The organism is Methylomonas lenta, assembly GCF_001644015.1.
GTDB lineage: Bacteria > Pseudomonadota > Gammaproteobacteria > Methylococcales > Methylomonadaceae > Methylomonas > Methylomonas lenta.
The window spans coordinates 1-15,938 of the sequence record NZ_LUUI01000161.1 but is presented as its reverse complement, the minus strand read 5'-3'; the positions used below and the strand labels follow the sequence as shown (position 1 = coordinate 15,938).

Sequence of the window (15,938 nt, the reverse complement as noted above, 5' to 3'; positions counted from 1 at the left end):
GAATGTTACATGCTCTATCCTTGCAAAATATGCAAAAAGATTTTTAACAGGTAAGTAATTGAATATGAGTATAAGAACCCGCTTTGCCCCCAGTCCCACAGGTTATCTTCATGTAGGAGGTGCTAGAACAGCCTTGTTTTCTTGGTTATATGCCCGCAAGCATGGTGGAAAATTTATTTTAAGGATTGAAGATACCGATCTTGAGCGTTCTAGTCAGGAGTCGGTAAACGCCATTTTGGAAGGCATGACTTGGTTGGGGCTGGAGTATGATGAAGGTCCATTTTATCAAACCCATCGATTTGATCGCTATAAAGAGGTTATCCAGCAATTACTGGATCAGGGGGATGCCTATTATTGCTATTGCAGTCGTGAAGAGCTGGATGCTTTGCGTGAGCAGCAAATGGCTAATAAGGAAAAGCCGCGTTACAACGGCAAGTGTCGGTCAGGGTCTAACGCTACAGGCGAGCGGGTAGTGCGCTTTAAAAATCCCGAGCAGGGCGAGGTGGTGATTGATGATTTGGTAAAAGGTCGCATCGTTGTTGCAAATAAAGAATTGGATGATTTGATCATTGCGCGTTCTGATGGCACACCAACCTATAATCTGACCGTAGTTGTGGATGATATGGATATGGGGGTGACGCATGTGATACGCGGCGACGACCATGTTAATAATACGCCACGCCAGATTAATATTCTGCAGGCATTGAAAGCTCAGTTGCCCGTGTATGCACATGTACCGATGATTCTGGGGTCGGATGGTGCGCGCTTGTCTAAGCGTCATGGTGCGGTCAGTGTGATGCAGTATCGTAATGAAGGCTATTTGCCCGAAGCATTGTTGAATTATCTGGTGCGACTGGGTTGGTCTCACGGCGATCAGGAGTTGTTCAGTCTTGATGAAATGATTCAGTTGTTTGAATTGGAAAAGGTGAACGTCTCTGCTTCTACTTTTAATACTGAAAAATTGATATGGCTGAATCATCAATACCTGATGACTAGTGACCCAACGCATGTTGCACATCATTTGAGCTGGCATTTGGGTGAGCGTGGTATTGATCCTGCAAATGGACCGGCTTTGGCTGATGTCGTCATGGCGCAACGCGAGCGCTGCAAAACATTGGTGGAAATGGCTGACGAAAGCCTATATTTCTATCGTGAATTTGATGCCTATGATGAAAAAGCCGTGAAGAAAAGCTTTAAAGCAGGCGCAGAAGAGGTGCTGCAGCATCTGTTAAATCAATTTGATGCGCTAGACCAGTGGCAGGCAGAAGTTTTGCATCAGGTGGTGATGGATAGTGCCGAACAGTTGCAATTAGGTTTAGGTAAGGTGGCCCAGCCTTTACGTGTGGCTGTGTGTGGCTGTGGAGTTTCGCCTGCCATTGACGTGACGCTGTGCTTGTTGGGTAAGGAAAAAACCTTGTCTCGGATAGCGCGGGCGATTGAATTTATCAAAAACAACTAGACAAGACTTAAAATACCCGTATAATGCGCGGTCTCAACTACGGGGCCATAGCTCAGCTGGGAGAGCGCTTGCATGGCATGCAAGAGGTCAGCGGTTCGATCCCGCTTGGCTCCACCAAAGTAGTTAATTGTTTAAAAGTTCTTGGTCCCCATCGTCTAGTGGCCTAGGACACCGCCCTTTCACGGCGGTAACCGGGGTTCGAACCCCCGTGGGGACGCCACTTTTTGGCAAGCTTTAAAAAATATGCAGTATTAGTCTTAGTCCCCATCGTCTAGTGGCCTAGGACACCGCCCTTTCACGGCGGTAACCGGGGTTCGAACCCCCGTGGGGACGCCAATAAATAAAACCGCCTCTTTCGTTGAGAAAAGGCGGTTTTTTTATGCGAGAAGTTTTTGGACTAAATCACCCAACAAACTCTTGATGTTGGGTGATTTAGTCAATTGGCTTAGTAATATTTGACGCGTTTGTCGTCTGTGGCAGGGGTGATGTCACCCAGACTAAATGCAGTCTCGCCCAATTGTGTGAGTAGGTCTAGAGTAGTGGTTTCGTCCGCTGCATCTACGCAGATGATCATGCCAATGCCACAATTAAAAGTTACCAGCATGTCTGCCAGCTCCACATTACCTTGTTGTTGCAACCAAACGAAAATATCCGGTAATTGCCAAGCAGATAAATCGATTTTGGCGCATAAGTCGTCCGGCAATACTCGGGGCAGATTTTCGGTAATACCACCGCCCGTAATATGGGCCAGAGCATGTATGTCTACTTGTTTGATTAGTTCGAGCAGGGGTTTAACGTAGATGCGGGTTGGTTCCAGCAGGGTTTTGCCGAGCGATACTCCATTGACGTCATCGGTTAAGGCTAAACCGCTGCGCTCAATGATTTTTCGAATTAGAGAATAGCCATTAGAATGCGGGCCGGAAGAGGCAAGACCGATGAGTTTGTCACCTGCTTTGACTTTGCTGCCGTCGATGATACGGTCTTTTTCCACGATGCCGACACAAAAACCAGCAAGATCATAGTCGCCATCACTATACATGCCGGGCATTTCTGCGGTTTCTCCGCCCACCAGCGCGGCACCAGACTGTTCGCAGCCCTGACCTATGCCTTCTATAACCGCTGCGGCAGTGTCAACATCCAGTTTGCCGGTAGCGAAATAATCTAAAAAGAACAGTGGCTCTGCACCTTGTACGATGATGTCGTTGACGCACATGGCAACTAAGTCTATGCCTACCGTGTTATGCAATTTCATGTCCAAGGCCAGTTTTAATTTAGTGCCGACTCCATCGGTGCCCGACACTAAAACCGGATTTTTATAGCGATCTAGCGGTAATTCAAACAGCGAACCGAAGCCGCCAAGTCCGGCCATAACGCCGGCATTGCGGGTTTTAGCCGCGATGGGTTTGATGCGGTCGACTAAAGCATTACCGGCTTCAATGTCAACGCCCGCACTCTTATAATTCAGGCTATCGTGCTGTTTTGCGCTCAATGGGGGCCTCTTACTAAAGTTAAGGTTGAAACAACCGATATTGTACTATAGTTCCATTTCATACACCCTCAGGGTAGGCCGCAAGCGATGATAATTAATAAGGGAAATCAAGTGCGTTTATGGAGTTTATTAGTGCTGGTTTTTTTGCCTGTTAACCTGTTGCAGGCTGTCGAAGTTAAGGGGTTATACGAAATTGAGTTGATTGCGAATAGCGAATCTGCGGCCGATAGAGAGCAAGCTGTAAAACAAGCGCTATATGGGGTGCTAAGCCGAGTGCTGGTATCGGATGACATTTCAAAGCTGCCAGCTGTCCAGCAGTTGTTACAAGGTGCTCAGCATTACGTCAAGCAATTCCAATATTCGTTGATTCCGGCTGACGCCTATTCTGAGAGTGATGCCCGATTGATTAGAGTGGAGTTTGACCAAGATCAACTGCTAGAAGTTATTCGCACAAGTCAGGTCGGTGTCTGGAGTGAGATTAGGCCGGAAACCTTAATCTGGCTGGTTGTAGAGGAAGATGGTAAACGTCAATTGTATAACCCCGATATGCTGCCGGATATTGAAAGCGCCTTGTCGTTGGCCTCTAAAGTAAAGGGCGTGCCAATTATGTTTCCTATATTGGATTTAGAGGAGCAGCAACGAATTTCGGTGAGTGATGTATTGAGCGCAGATTCCAGAAACCTATTAGCTGCATCGGCGAGGTACGAAGTGCCGGCAATGATGGCAGGGCGATTGGTTAGGAAAGATCAGTGCTGGCAAGGTGAATGGGCTTTTTACTTTGATAGTAAAATTCAACAATGGAGCAATGAATGTTTGCCGTTAAAAGCAGCAGCGATGGAAGGCATGCAGGGTGCTTACCGGATATTATCTAATTATTATGGCGTCAAGCCAAACAATTGATATTATCAGCCGCTGATCAGGCTGTTGATTGCAAAGCCGCCACCAAAGCTAAACAGAATGTAAAACAGTGACATCACCATCCCTGCTAGTATATTGATATTCATGATTTTTTTGAAAATACCGGCAATCATGGCCCAGTTCCACAGCAGGATGAGTAGCAAAACACCATAACTCAGCCAATCTTCAGCAATCGTGGCCCAAAACATAATCGGTATCAGCAAAACAGCGATTACATTTTCACAGAAAAAAACAGCAGAACACACTTGTATGTAGGTGTACATGGTGCGGTGTAACGCAAGCGTGAAGGCAATAAATCCAAGGGTTAATAGGGTTTCAATGATCACTTCCGTGATCGATTCAATTTCATCCGTCATATTGAAATGGATGAAAAAATAGATAAAAAAATTAAAAACCAGGTTGAGTCTAAAAAAGAGTGTCGACCTGGGTAGATCCAGAGGCGAAACTTTAAACCAGCAAAGGGCTAAATATTGCTTGATTAAGTTCATGACGCGTCTTTATTTTAAAAATCAATATTCCTCGCCCGTTTGCGCATCATAAGGCGGGTGATATTCTTGATATTGGCTGCGACTGAATTGGTCATTGAGCGCTTGAATCAAGTCTTTAGCTTGTTCTAACAAGAGGTTTAATTTTTTGCGATTTTTCTTGGTTTTACCCACCGGTTGGGTCATAGGTAATAAAATACGCCAGAAACTCAGGCTTTTTTCAAATAAACCGGCTAAGTCTTCACTGAGATTGAGTTGTTTTTGGCGTTTGTGCAAATGATTGATGATGAATTTGGCATGTACTCGGCTGACAACAATATGTATAGGTGTCAGGAAGGCGATTAAAGTAACAATGAAAAGTGGACCAATGATAGGGTCAAAAAACAGATCAAGCACACCGACTGCGATTTCCGCAAACAAAATCAACATGATTATGAATGAAAGGATAATCAGTGTTGAAGCATTGCAACGTTCTTTCCAGGTGGTCAGAGCGCTTTCAACCTCAGGCATAATGACATCATCAATGGCTCGAATGCTGTTTTCGAGCGCGCCCAGTACGCGGTAGGAGCGATCGTTGTTCAGGTTGTTTACCCGCTGCTCGATTTGAGAGTCGCTGCTGTTTTGCGATAGTACGACATATTGGCCGGTAAAAATACCAAACTCTGCTAAGCGTCTTTGCCAGGAGGTGATGATCTCTTGCGTTTTATTCTCGTCCAGGCCAATTTCAGAATGATCGATAACAAACAAAAATTTGTTGGTGTCCTGGTATTTGACGATACTGGCAACAGAGTCTTTATTTAAATCAGAATCGGCTTCAAACAAGTCGGTAAACACCAAAACCAAATCGGAAATAGCAATCACATGCTGCCGTAACAGGGTGTTTGCGGCATTTTCTGCAGAAGGATTGAGTACAGCGGTATCGATCACTAATTTGTTTTTTAACTTGCCGCTGTTGACAGTAACCAACTCCAGGTAACTATTGACTTTAGCGCCTTCACCCGGAATTGACTGCTCGATAGTTTGGCTGATTTGATAAAACGGCAAACGGTGATCTGCGTCCAATGCGGTGCCAGGCAGGGTGGCGCTAGTGGCCTGCGGGGTGTATTGCAAAACAGTGAATTTATGTCGGGTGGTATGTAAATTTGCCTCTAAAAACCGATTGAGAAAATCGGATTTTGCTGGCGAATAACCACCTACCAAGCTGATAAGCGGCCACCATGAGCTTTTACGGGCGGTGGTTTCATCGTTTTCTATCAAGCCCATTTCAAATTCCATTTCATCCAGGTCCTGGAACACTTTTACTGCTTTCTGTAACACAGGGTCAGTGCTGGCAAATTGTTTTTCTATATTTATGAGGTGTTTACTTACCGTTTTATCTGCCATGAGAATGAAACCCTAGCCTGTTAGAAGTTGTTTTGCTTAAGAGTATACACCGATGTTTTAAGCAGAATAAATTCTAAATCAAGCCGGGTTATTCCTCAATAGCCAGTTCTTTCAGTTTTCGAGTTAGCGTGTTGCGGCCATAGCCTAGTAATAATGCTGCCTCGTGTTTTTTTCCGTGGGTATGATTTAGCGCAGTTTGAATCAATAATGTTTCGACATTATTGATCGCATGTTTGGCAATATCGTGCTTGCCTGATACCAGCTGTTGCCTGATCCAGTTTTGTAAAAGACTTTCCCAGTTATCGACTGGTGATTCGCTGTTGCTGTCGATTGGGGGCGTGCTTAATTCGGGCGGTAAGTCTTCAAGATGAATTTCTCGACCGGAAGCCATCACCGTTAACCAGCGACAGGTGTTTTCAAGTTGTCGGACATTACCAGGCCATTTCAAGCTGCTTAAAAAAGCCTCCGCCTCAGGTTTTAAGACTTTGACTTCTGTACCCAGTTCTCTGGCGCTCTGATGCAAAAAGTAACGCATTAATAAACCAATGTCTTGTTGGCGTTCGCGTAGTGGTGGTATATGAATGCGAATAACGTTTAAGCGATGGAATAAATCTTCCCGAAAACGGCCTTGTGCAACTAAGATCTCCAGATTTTGATGAGTGGCCGCAATGATGCGGACATTCACTTTAATGGGCGCATGAGCCCCTACCGGATAAAATTCATTATCTGAAAGTACCCGCAAAAGACGGGTTTGCAGTTCGGCTGGCATGTCGCCGATTTCATCCAGAAATAAAGTGCCATTATTGGCTTGTTCAAATCGGCCAATACGGCGGGCTTGAGCACCGGTAAAAGCGCCTTTTTCATGTCCAAATAATTCGGACTCCATTAAATCTCGCGGGATTGCAGCCATATTGAGTGCAACAAATGTTTGCTGAGCTCGCGGACTGTGCCGGTGCAATGCTTTTGCGACTAACTCTTTGCCTGTGCCGGATTCACCGTTAATCAAAACCGTAATATGAGAGCGTGCCAGGCGACCAATGGCGCGAAAAACTTCTTGCATAGCGGGCGCCTCACCGATAATTTCCGGCGTATTGTCCATGTCTTCCGGTTTGGCTTGGCTATCGTTTTGTTGTTTACTATGCTGACAGGCGCGCTTTACAGTATCTACCACGACATTAATGTCGAAGGGTTTGGGTAAATATTCAAAAGCGCCGCCGTGAAAGGCAGATACCGCACTTTCCAGATCTGAATGCGCAGTCATGATGATCACAGGCAGTGATGGATAGTCTTGTTGAATTTTTTTTAACAATTCCAAGCCATCCATGCCTGGCATGCGAATGTCAGTAATCAGAACATGAGGTAAATCATGGGATAGCGCTTCCAGTAAGTCGTTGGCATTAGAAAAACAGCGGGTATTGATGCTGGCTTTTTGCAAGGCTTTATCCAGCACCCAGCGTATTGATTTGTCGTCGTCGACAACCCAGACTTTATCGGGTAGTGGCATTATGGGCTCCAGAATTTGAGGTGGGCAACATCATAAAACTTGCATCGTTTTAGCGAAACTTACCCATATTTTGGGCTGGATTCATGATAGGCAAAAATATAGAAAACACAGTGTGGCCTGGCTCGCTTTCACATTCAATCAATCCATTATGCTGGTTGATTAGAGATTGGGCGATTGAAAGCCCCAGGCCTGTACCTTCAGGACGACCAGTGATCATGGGGTAGAATATTTGCCCCATCAAGCCGGGTTGAATGCCCGGGCCATTGTCAATTATGTCAATCTTGGCTACTAGTTTGTATAGTTTGCGTCCTAAGGTCATGTGGCGTTGAATTCGGGTTTTAATGATGATGTTGCCGGTATTTTGAATGGCCTGAATTGCATTGCGCACAATGTTCAAAAGTGCTTGTATCATTTGGTTTTTGTCAGCGAACAGTTCCGGAATGCTGGGATCGTAATCCGTTTTTAATGTGATATTGCTGCCAGTTTCGACTGTAACCAGTTGTCTGACGCGTTCCAGTACTTCATGAATATTTAAAGGACTCTTGTTTGCCGGTTTGTTAGGCCCCAGCATTTTGTCCATCAATTCCTGTAAACGATCGGATTCGGCGATGATGATTTGCGTGTATTCTTTTAACTCCGGATCTTGCAGCTCAAGATCGAGTAATTGGGCTGCGCCTCGCAAGCCGCCCAAAGGGTTTTTGATTTCGTGTGCCAAACCGCGCACCAGCATACGACTGGTATTTTGTTGCGCCAGTAATTGCTCTTCCTTGGTAATGCGTAAATGTCGATCAACCTGCTGTAACTCGATCAGTATTTCTGATAATACGCCATCTTCCAGCATTGGGGTTGCGCTAAGGTTAACGGTAAAGGATTGATGCAAGCCTTCCAGTATCAATTCTCTGTCAACCAGCGGCTCATTTTGGTGCAGGCGCTGTAGTAAATCTGTAAACAGACTGTTGTGTGCCGTTTTAAACAAAGTTTGCGCAAGGTTGCCGATCAAATGTTTAGCGCTATCCGCTAACAGAATTTCCCCGGCGGGATTGATGTAGGTTAAGCGCAAATCCTTATCAAATAGCAGGATTGCTTCATTGATGTGATCGAGTATTTTTTTATGCACAGTTTGATAGGTGTTGCTAGTTGTTAGCCGTTATAAAGCAATTTGTGCGCCAATCAAATTAAATGCTTGAGACCGCCGCATGGTGACGGGTTAAAATAACTTACGCACTTGTTTGGTGCAAATATTTGTTTTAGCGAGTTGTTTTGGTGCGAAGAGGCCGGTTAAGCTTAATAGTTTTTTGACTGGCTACAGCTGATGCATCTTTAGCTGATCTGAAATCGGCATTTTAACTGGCGTCCTCTGAAAACAAGCGGCTGAAACCTTGCTGGCGTCTCAGTGCCATTTAAAAACCATTAATGTAATATCATCATCAAAAAGAGTTCTTTGGCAAAAATCTTGTAAAGTCGTAAATAAAGTATCAATTATTGCTTGAGGTGTTAGGTGGGAATTTTGACAAAAAATAGCTTTAACCCGCTCTAGGCCAAAAAATTCTTGCTTGGCATTTTCAGCTTCGATTAATCCATCAGTATAAAAAAGGATTACATCGCCCTCGCAAAGTGACATTGATTTCTCTTCAAAAAAAACGTCTTGTTTAATGCCAACAATCAGGCCATCGGCATCTAATTCCATAAATTTATTTTGAATTCGATTAAATAATAGTGGGGGCGGATGTCCTGCATTTGCATAACTTAGCTGCTGCCGGTCAAGGTCTACTTGCATGTAAAACAGGGTAATGAAGTAATCAGAATTATTTAAATCAATAAACAGAAAGTTGTTTAAAAGCCCTAATGTTTCTGCCGGGGTGACGGATGGATTGTTTTGGGCGCGTAATGCGCTACGCGTTTCTACCATAAATAATGCGGGACCAATCGAATGCCCGGAAACATCGGCTATGACAATATCCAGGTGACTGTCATTACGAAAAAAATAATCATAATAATCTCCGCCCACTTTGTCGGCGGGAACACAAAAACCGGTTATTTCGAAAGCAGCCAATTTGATGGGGGTGGAAGGCGATAAAGTGGCTTGAATTTCTTGAGCAATTTTGATTTCATTCTGAGCAATCGCCAAGTTGACTTGGGACTGACGAATTTGTTTTTCCGCCGATTTTCTGCCGGAAATATCATGAATAAAGTTGCTAAAAATATAGTCGTTGCCAATTTTCAAAGGTGAAACACAAAGTTCGATTGGAAATTCAGTACCATCTCGTCTTTTGGCCACTTGTTCTGTTTGCTGATTTAATAAAGGCCAAGTACCGGAGCCTAAATAAGTGATTAAACCTGCCTGGTGTGCTTGATGAAAACGCTCAGGAATAATCAACTTGTCCAAACGTTGGCTAGTCGCTTCATCAGCCGACCAACCAAACATTCTCTCCGCGCTGTGATTCCAATCGGTAATCAGGCCGGAAGAATCCATGATAATGATGGCATTCATTGAACTGTCAATAATCATGCGGGTGCGTTTTTCAGATTCGATCAGTGCCGCCTGAAAATTCATTTTGGCAGTGATGTCCCTATCTATACCTCGCCATTTTATTAAGGTTCCGTTGGGATCGGTGATCGGTAAGCCGGTTGATTCTGTCAGAATTTGATGACCATCTCTATGTTGATAGTGATTGACCAAGGCATTAAAGGCGTGGTGGTTAGTCGAAAAGGCTGTTTGGGATTCTTGGTCTTGCGGGGTTAAAAGTGTTGTGTAGTGTTTCCCAATGATTTGCGCTTCACTGAAACCCAAAATTTGTTTTACAGCACTACTGCTATATAAGTAATAGCCATCGGGGTCTTGTTCCCATAGCCATTCGCCGGATAAATCCGCCATTTGACGGAAGCGCTCCTCGCTTTCAGTCAATGCTGATTCAACAGCCTTGCGGTGGGTAATGTCTTCTTCAACGGCTAGGAAATGGGTGATCTCACCTTCGCTATTTTTTATGGTGCTGACACTTTCAAGCACCCAGTAATCACTGCCGTTTTTGTGTTTGTTCTGAACTTCGCCTTGCCACTCGCCATATTTAATCAGGGCAGACCACATGTTTTGATAGTGCTCCAAGGATGTATTGCCTGATTGGAGGATTTTGGGGTTTTGACCAAGTAATTCTTTAGCTGTATAGCCGGTGAGTTCAGTGAATTTTGGATTAATATATTCGATGTTGCCAGTGTAATTAGTCAACATCATTGCGCTGGCACTTTGTTCCACCACCCGACGCATTACCAAGAGATCATTGCCTGGCTTGATGGCTTGGATCAGCAAAACACTGTCTGTGTAAGCTGTGTTTTGCTTGGGTAGAGGGGATAGGGAAAGTAAGGCCTGGATTCTATGTTGATTTTGGGTGATTATTTCAGCTTCAAAACAGTTGTCTGCGTCTCCGTGCTCAGTGCTTGCTAAAGCTTCTTCCCAAACAGATATTTCTTTTAGTGTAATAACTGAGTCAAGTGGTCGATCTATTAGATCTTTTTGGTGATAGCCAAGTAGATTTTCTGCAGAACGATTTGCATGGATGATGCATGCAGAGGGTGGTGTATCATCAGCAAGCTTGGTTCTGATGATCAGCATATAGAATCTGAAGTTATCGATTAAATTTTGCATGAATTAAGTGTTGGAAAAAGATTGGGTGCGGCCTTCGGCGCTGCGCTGTTGTTTCTTGCCTAATAGCATCGAACTTAACAGCATTAAAGACGAAAGGCCTGATAGAAAACCTTAAATCAGTGCGAATACATAGGTTCCCAACGTTGTTAGTAGTCAATTTAAGCAAACCAAGAGTACAGCTTTAACAATACATCTTTGCGCTGTTAATGAGCAAGTGATTTCATATGCATTAACGTAGCGTGAATTAATGCAATTTTTTTCTTGAGTTGATGTTAAGATTTGATTGCAATTGTTTTAAACATTTTTATTGCCTAGTAAATAAATGAATTTGAATCTGGAAAAAATTAATGAGTTTAGTGTGTTGACTATTCATGATGAAAGAATAGATGCACATAATTCTGCAGAATTAAAAGAATATATTTTACAGATGATTGAAGGCGGAGAAAGTCATATCATCATTCAATTAGAACATGTTCGATTTATTGATAGTTCTGGTCTAGGGGCTTTATTGTTCGGGCATAAGCACATGGTTGCTAAATCCGGGCAATTCGCATTAGCCAATATACAGCAACAAGTCTTGTCAATGTTTGAACTAACCAGGCTTACCCGAGTGTTTGAAATTTATACTGATATAAGCGAAGTTATTACTAATTAGGTGGTCGCAGTAAATCACCTTAACTTTAGAGATTATCTATGTGTTCTTCAGATATACAAGTGGACGTTATTGTCCCTACGCATACAAAATATTTAGATTTAATCGGCAGTCTAGGTGAGAGTGTTGTAAAAGAGCTAGAAAACTTCTCAGGTGATAGAGAGGCTTTAGCCTATCAGTTAAATCTGGTATTAACTGAAGCAACGGCTAATGTGATCAAGCATGCTAATGATAGTAACCATAAAGACACTGTTAGGATATCTATTCACCTACAGGATGGATTGTTAAATATAAAAATTTATGATCATGGTCAGGGTTTTGATCTGGATAGCGTACCGACACCTGATTTTGATCATCCGGAAGAAAGTGGTATGGGACTTTTTTTTATACGATCCATGATGGATGCAGTCACTTATACCCGAGAGGGTGATTGTAATGTTTTGGAAGTTATTAAATATATCAATTAGTTTATGGCAGGAAAACTTTCAAGCATTCTGGGAATTCAATTGCGGATAATTATATGCATAATCGGTCTAAATCATGGTTGGAAACGCTTAAAGTTATAATTGAAAAATCACTAGGAAATCAATCTGGATTACCCTTATGGGAAAAGTATAATAGTTTATTCCCATCATACTATAAATCTTTAATTTCACCTCGTTACGCACTTAATGATATTTTACAATTAGAGCGCTTGCTTGTATCTAATAATCAAGGTGTCTGTCTAATTAAGCCCTACGCAAATAATATACACTATAGACTGCATTTTTATACCCTAGAAGAGCGTTACCTTGATGAATATATTCCCGTATTAGAAAACTTGAATTTGCGGGTTATAGATCAGGTTCAATATAACTTTTTAATAGAGGGTGTTTCAGCAAGCATTAAAAGTTTTACTATCAAAGCAGCAACCAGTCAATCCGCGCCTTTTAGTAAGTTAAAAAGTCTGCTGTTGGAAACTATTCAAGTCATTATGGAAGAGCGAGTTGAAAATGATGCGCTCAATAAGTTGGTTATTATAACGGGTATTAACTGGCAAGCTTGTGATGTCTTACGTACTTACCGAAACTACTATTTACAACTAGAGCATAGAACCACAAAAGCCAGTGTTCACCATGCTCTGATTAATAATCCTTTAGTCGCGCAAGGCTTATATTATTATTTTGAAGCACGGTTTAGGCCCAATCCCGATTGGCAAGATTCTATGGTCAGAGAAGAGCAAGTCTTATTTCCTTTGCGTTTGAAGATACTAGAAAATATGGCCTCGGTTGTAAATATTAATGATGATAGGATTTTGCGCATTATGTTTAATCTTATCGATGCAACAGTCAGGAGTAATTTTCATCAACGCTGTCTGCAGAATGACTATTTTATTGCGATTAAAGTAAATAGCCTGGGTGTTATTGATATGCCCGCACCTAAACCACAGTATGAAATTTATGTGCATGGTGTCGACATGGAAGGTATACATTTACGTGGTGGTAAAGTATCTCGTGGCGGCATTCGTTGGTCTGATCGGATTGATGACTTCAGAACAGAAATATTGGATTTAATGCAAACGCAGATTAGTAAAAATGCCTTAATTATTCCTACCGGCGCTAAAGGCGGTTTTGTTGTAAAAAAGAATGGATTAGAACAAGATTTCAGAGAGGCGGGCAAAAAAGCTTACATTAGATTAATCAGGGGGTTGCTGGATTTAACCGACAACTATCATGATGAGACGATTGTTAATCCAGTAGGTACCGTGGTACATGACGACCCTGACCCTTATTTAGTGGTTGCTGCAGATAAAGGTACCGCCAAGTTTTCTGATGTTGCCAATGCGGTTGCTGCGGAGTATCAATTTTGGTTGTCCGATGCTTTTGCCAGTGGCGGTTCTCGTGGTTATGACCATAAAGTCTTAGGTATCACGGCACGTGGCGCCTGGAAATGTGTGCAGCGCCATTTTCGTGAAATAGGTAAAGACATTCAAAAACAGGCGTTTACCGTTATAGGTGTTGGCAGTATGGATGGTGATGTGTTTGGCAATGGTATGTTGCTGTCACCTTGTATTAGGCTGTTGGCAGCATTCAGTGGGCAACATATATTTATTGACCCAAAACCAACAGCATCTGACGAAGCATTTAAAGAACGACAACGCTTATTTGAACTGCCTGGTTCAACCTGGAATGATTATGATCGGAGTCTAATTTCTTCTGGAGGAGGAGTATTTTCCCGGGCAGATAAAGACATTCCGGTTTCTGCGGAAATAAAAAAATGGTTAGGTATTCGCTATAAATCTATTGATGGTGAATCACTAATTCAATATTTATTAAAAACACCTGTCGAATTATTATGGCTAGGTGGTATTGGTACTTATGTTAAAGCAAGTACAGAAAAATCCGAAGAAGTTGGCGATCGAAGCAATGATAATGTGCGTGTGGATGCTTGTGATTTGGGCGCCATGGTGGTGGGCGAGGGGGCAAATTTAGGTTTTACCCAAAATGCGCGCACTGAATATAGTTTGCGCGGTGGTCGAATTAATACTGATGCGGTGGATAATTCAGCCGGTGTTGATATATCAGATCACGAAGTTAATTTAAAGATATTGCTCAGAGGATTGCACAATAAGCAGATTATTGCAGATTATCAAAGTTTGTTTGTTGGCATGACAGAAGCTGTTTGTCAATTGGTATTAGCAGATAACTATAATCAAAGCTTATGTTTATCTTTAGAGCAACGCAGGTGTAAAGAAAACACGACCATATTTATGCAAGTAGCAGAACGATTGGAGGCTGTCGGGCTTTTAGATCGAGCTGTTGAATCCTTTCCTACAACTAAGGAAATTCAATCTCGACCAGGGCTGGTTGTTTCGCGTCCAGAGCTGGCTGTATTGATGTCCGCCAGTAAAATGTATCTGACTCAACAGTTACAAAGTCAAGCTGTTCTGTTACAGGCGTCATATTATGATGATTATTTGCAAGCCTATTTTCCGGCAGAATTCTGTGAAATGTATAAATCACATTTGGCTAGCCACCCATTGGCCAATGAAATAAAAGCAACGATTATAAGTAACAAAATCATTAATCAAGCCGGCTGTAGTTTTTTAAATCAGGATAACGGCAGTGAGAATGGTAATAGCCTGTCTTATATTAATAGTTATTTAGTGTTTGACAAAGTCTTGCAAGCTGAGGCGTTGAGGCAGGAAGTTTTTGCTTTGGATAATATAGTGTCGACGGATCAGCAATATGAATTATTGCTACAACTCGAACGGGTTCTGGCTGGTTTTTGTCACTGGTCAGTATTAAATAATAAAAGTATAAGCCCTGATATTGATACGATTAACTGTTATAGGCGTTACTTAATCGAGTATAAGAACTATTTAAAGAAAAGTAATCAATTGGGTAGACAAGCAGGTGCTGAGATTATTCTCCAAGCAGGTTTGCCAGAAGAATTGGCAGAAAAATTATTTTTTATAGCGGCTCTACAAGACTTCCCTTTTATGGTTTTATTGGCGACCGAGACGCAACAGGATTTCAATTTAATATTAACGCTATTGAATGATGTAAATAAAACCCTCGGCTTGCATGAAATTAATCAGCAGCTGATCAAGATACCTCGGCGAGATTACTGGGTACAAAGCGTCTGTAATGCTTTACAAGCGGATATACTGCAGTTTACAGCGCAGTTAATTAAGAAAATTTTGCGTAGTCAGCAAAAAAGCTGTTCGGAGTATATTGATATGCATCTAGAAAAATATAAAATAAAGCGCTATAGAAATATTTATCTGGAAAATCAAAAAATCAAGCCTGTAAATTTATTAGCCTATGTATCATTAATAAGAGAGTTGGGGCGCCTGCTGGATGATTAGATGGTTAAATCATTCAGTGCTTCGGTCTTCGAATACGGTCTGAGCAAGAGTCGGATTAAGTATGCTTGCCGAATAAAGTTAAAATGTTAGGTCTTTCAGTAGTGATTTCCTTAATGATTGCCTGAGGTCATTAAGTTGTTTATCGGTTGATGTGTTGGCGCCAACAGTCGACATTGCCATTGCAATAAAGTCTCGAAAGAGCTGATGCCGGTCAGCACGGGATGTCTCATTCATTGCTGTGTACTTTATGCTTATAGATAGGTCTCAGGATGTAACTCAAAATAGGCTGCTTTGAATAAAGATGCGGTTGGTTGACTCTGATTTGCTTCAGGTAAAAGGCTGGTTGTCTTAATGCGGTAATGAGAGGCGGCTAACGGTGCATGATCAACTGAAGTTATTGATGAGAGAAGATTTTATTGTGATGAGCAAGGGATGTCGAAATAAAGTTAGTCGGTGTTAATGGCTTATAAAATCATAAGGTTATAATATGTTTGGGTGTGTTTCTTCAGGCAGAATTAAAAGATAGTAACTTGAATCGAAAAAAACAGTTGACGGGTT

The 15,938-nt window shown here is 42.3% G+C and carries 11 protein-coding genes and 3 tRNA genes; 8 read left to right on the top strand and 6 right to left on the bottom strand.

The features are described 5' to 3' along the window. Window positions 1–64: 64 nt before the first annotated feature. The 4 genes from gltX to A1359_RS20180 all read left to right on the top strand — a co-directional run bounded on the left by gltX (window position 65) and on the right by A1359_RS20180 (window position 1,795). Window positions 65–1,459, top strand: a complete 1,395-nt coding sequence (gene gltX, locus A1359_RS20195) for a glutamate--tRNA ligase (protein WP_066987745.1) — start codon at window positions 65–67, stop codon at window positions 1,457–1,459. Window positions 1,460–1,500: 41 nt separating this feature from the next. After that, window positions 1,501–1,576 (top strand) — tRNA-Ala (locus A1359_RS20190). A 27-nt stretch (window positions 1,577–1,603) separates the two neighbouring features. Further along, window positions 1,604–1,679 (top strand) — tRNA-Glu (locus A1359_RS20185). A gap of 40 nt (window positions 1,680–1,719) precedes the next feature. After that, a tRNA-Glu gene (locus A1359_RS20180) sits at window positions 1,720–1,795 on the top strand. A 109-nt stretch (window positions 1,796–1,904) separates the two neighbouring features. On the opposite strand, the gene purM is transcribed toward A1359_RS20180, so the two are convergent. Then, entirely contained in the window at window positions 1,905–2,948 is a 1,044-nt protein-coding gene (gene purM, locus A1359_RS20175) for a phosphoribosylformylglycinamidine cyclo-ligase (RefSeq protein WP_066987743.1), read from the bottom strand. A 111-nt stretch (window positions 2,949–3,059) separates the two neighbouring features. On the opposite strand from purM, the gene A1359_RS20170 reads away from it, so the two are divergent. Continuing rightward, the gene (locus tag A1359_RS20170) at window positions 3,060–3,848 is read left to right on the top strand and encodes a DUF2066 domain-containing protein (protein ID WP_232322417.1); all 789 of its coding nucleotides are present in this window, start codon (window positions 3,060–3,062) and stop codon (window positions 3,846–3,848) included. 5 nt (window positions 3,849–3,853) lie between these two features. Here the strand turns inward: A1359_RS20170 and A1359_RS20165 are convergent, their stop codons facing one another. The 5 genes from A1359_RS20165 to A1359_RS20145 form a co-directional block, all read right to left on the bottom strand. Then, on the bottom strand, window positions 3,854–4,222 hold the full coding sequence (locus A1359_RS20165; RefSeq protein ID WP_232322415.1) for a hypothetical protein: 369 nt from the start codon (window positions 4,220–4,222) through the stop codon (window positions 3,854–3,856). 153 nt (window positions 4,223–4,375) lie between these two features. Beyond that, entirely contained in the window at window positions 4,376–5,734 is a 1,359-nt protein-coding gene (locus A1359_RS20160) for a P-loop NTPase family protein (protein ID WP_066987737.1), read from the bottom strand. A gap of 88 nt (window positions 5,735–5,822) precedes the next feature. Continuing rightward, entirely contained in the window at window positions 5,823–7,238 is a 1,416-nt protein-coding gene (gene ntrC, locus A1359_RS20155) for a nitrogen regulation protein NR(I) (protein ID WP_066987735.1), read from the bottom strand. 49 nt (window positions 7,239–7,287) lie between these two features. Beyond that, a complete protein-coding gene (gene glnL, locus A1359_RS20150; protein ID WP_066987733.1) occupies window positions 7,288–8,355 on the bottom strand; it encodes a nitrogen regulation protein NR(II) in 1,068 nt (355 codons plus the stop codon). 273 nt (window positions 8,356–8,628) lie between these two features. Beyond that, the gene (locus A1359_RS20145; protein WP_066987728.1) at window positions 8,629–10,878 is read right to left on the bottom strand and encodes a PAS domain S-box protein; all 2,250 of its coding nucleotides are present in this window, start codon (window positions 10,876–10,878) and stop codon (window positions 8,629–8,631) included. 322 nt (window positions 10,879–11,200) lie between these two features. Here A1359_RS20145 and A1359_RS20140 point away from each other — a divergent pair, with 322 nt between their 5' ends. The 3 genes from A1359_RS20140 to A1359_RS20130 are packed head-to-tail and all read left to right on the top strand — an operon-like array spanning window position 11,201 to window position 15,380. Then, entirely contained in the window at window positions 11,201–11,533 is a 333-nt protein-coding gene (locus tag A1359_RS20140; RefSeq protein ID WP_066987726.1) for an STAS domain-containing protein, read from the top strand. A gap of 38 nt (window positions 11,534–11,571) precedes the next feature. Then, window positions 11,572–11,997: an ATP-binding protein gene (locus A1359_RS20135; protein ID WP_066987724.1), complete on the top strand. Its 426-nt coding sequence runs from the start codon at window positions 11,572–11,574 to the stop codon at window positions 11,995–11,997. Between the two features lie 53 nt (window positions 11,998–12,050). Further along, window positions 12,051–15,380: an NAD-glutamate dehydrogenase domain-containing protein gene (locus A1359_RS20130; protein ID WP_066987722.1), complete on the top strand. Its 3,330-nt coding sequence runs from the start codon at window positions 12,051–12,053 to the stop codon at window positions 15,378–15,380. The last annotated feature ends 558 nt before the right edge of the window (window positions 15,381–15,938 follow it).

Coding starts and splice junctions, on each gene's coding strand:
- A1359_RS20135 (WP_066987724.1), top strand. CDS start 11,572: ATGTGTTCTTCAGATATACAAGTGGACGTTATTGTCCCTACGCATACA.
- A1359_RS20140 (WP_066987726.1), top strand. CDS start 11,201: ATGAATTTGAATCTGGAAAAAATTAATGAGTTTAGTGTGTTGACTATT.
- A1359_RS20165 (WP_232322415.1), bottom strand. CDS start 4,222: ATGACGGATGAAATTGAATCGATCACGGAAGTGATCATTGAAACCCTA.
- A1359_RS20160 (WP_066987737.1), bottom strand. CDS start 5,734: ATGGCAGATAAAACGGTAAGTAAACACCTCATAAATATAGAAAAACAA.
- ntrC (WP_066987735.1), bottom strand. CDS start 7,238: ATGCCACTACCCGATAAAGTCTGGGTTGTCGACGACGACAAATCAATA.
- A1359_RS20130 (WP_066987722.1), top strand. CDS start 12,051: ATGCATAATCGGTCTAAATCATGGTTGGAAACGCTTAAAGTTATAATT.
- A1359_RS20145 (WP_066987728.1), bottom strand. CDS start 10,878: ATGCAAAATTTAATCGATAACTTCAGATTCTATATGCTGATCATCAGA.
- gltX (WP_066987745.1), top strand. CDS start 65: ATGAGTATAAGAACCCGCTTTGCCCCCAGTCCCACAGGTTATCTTCAT.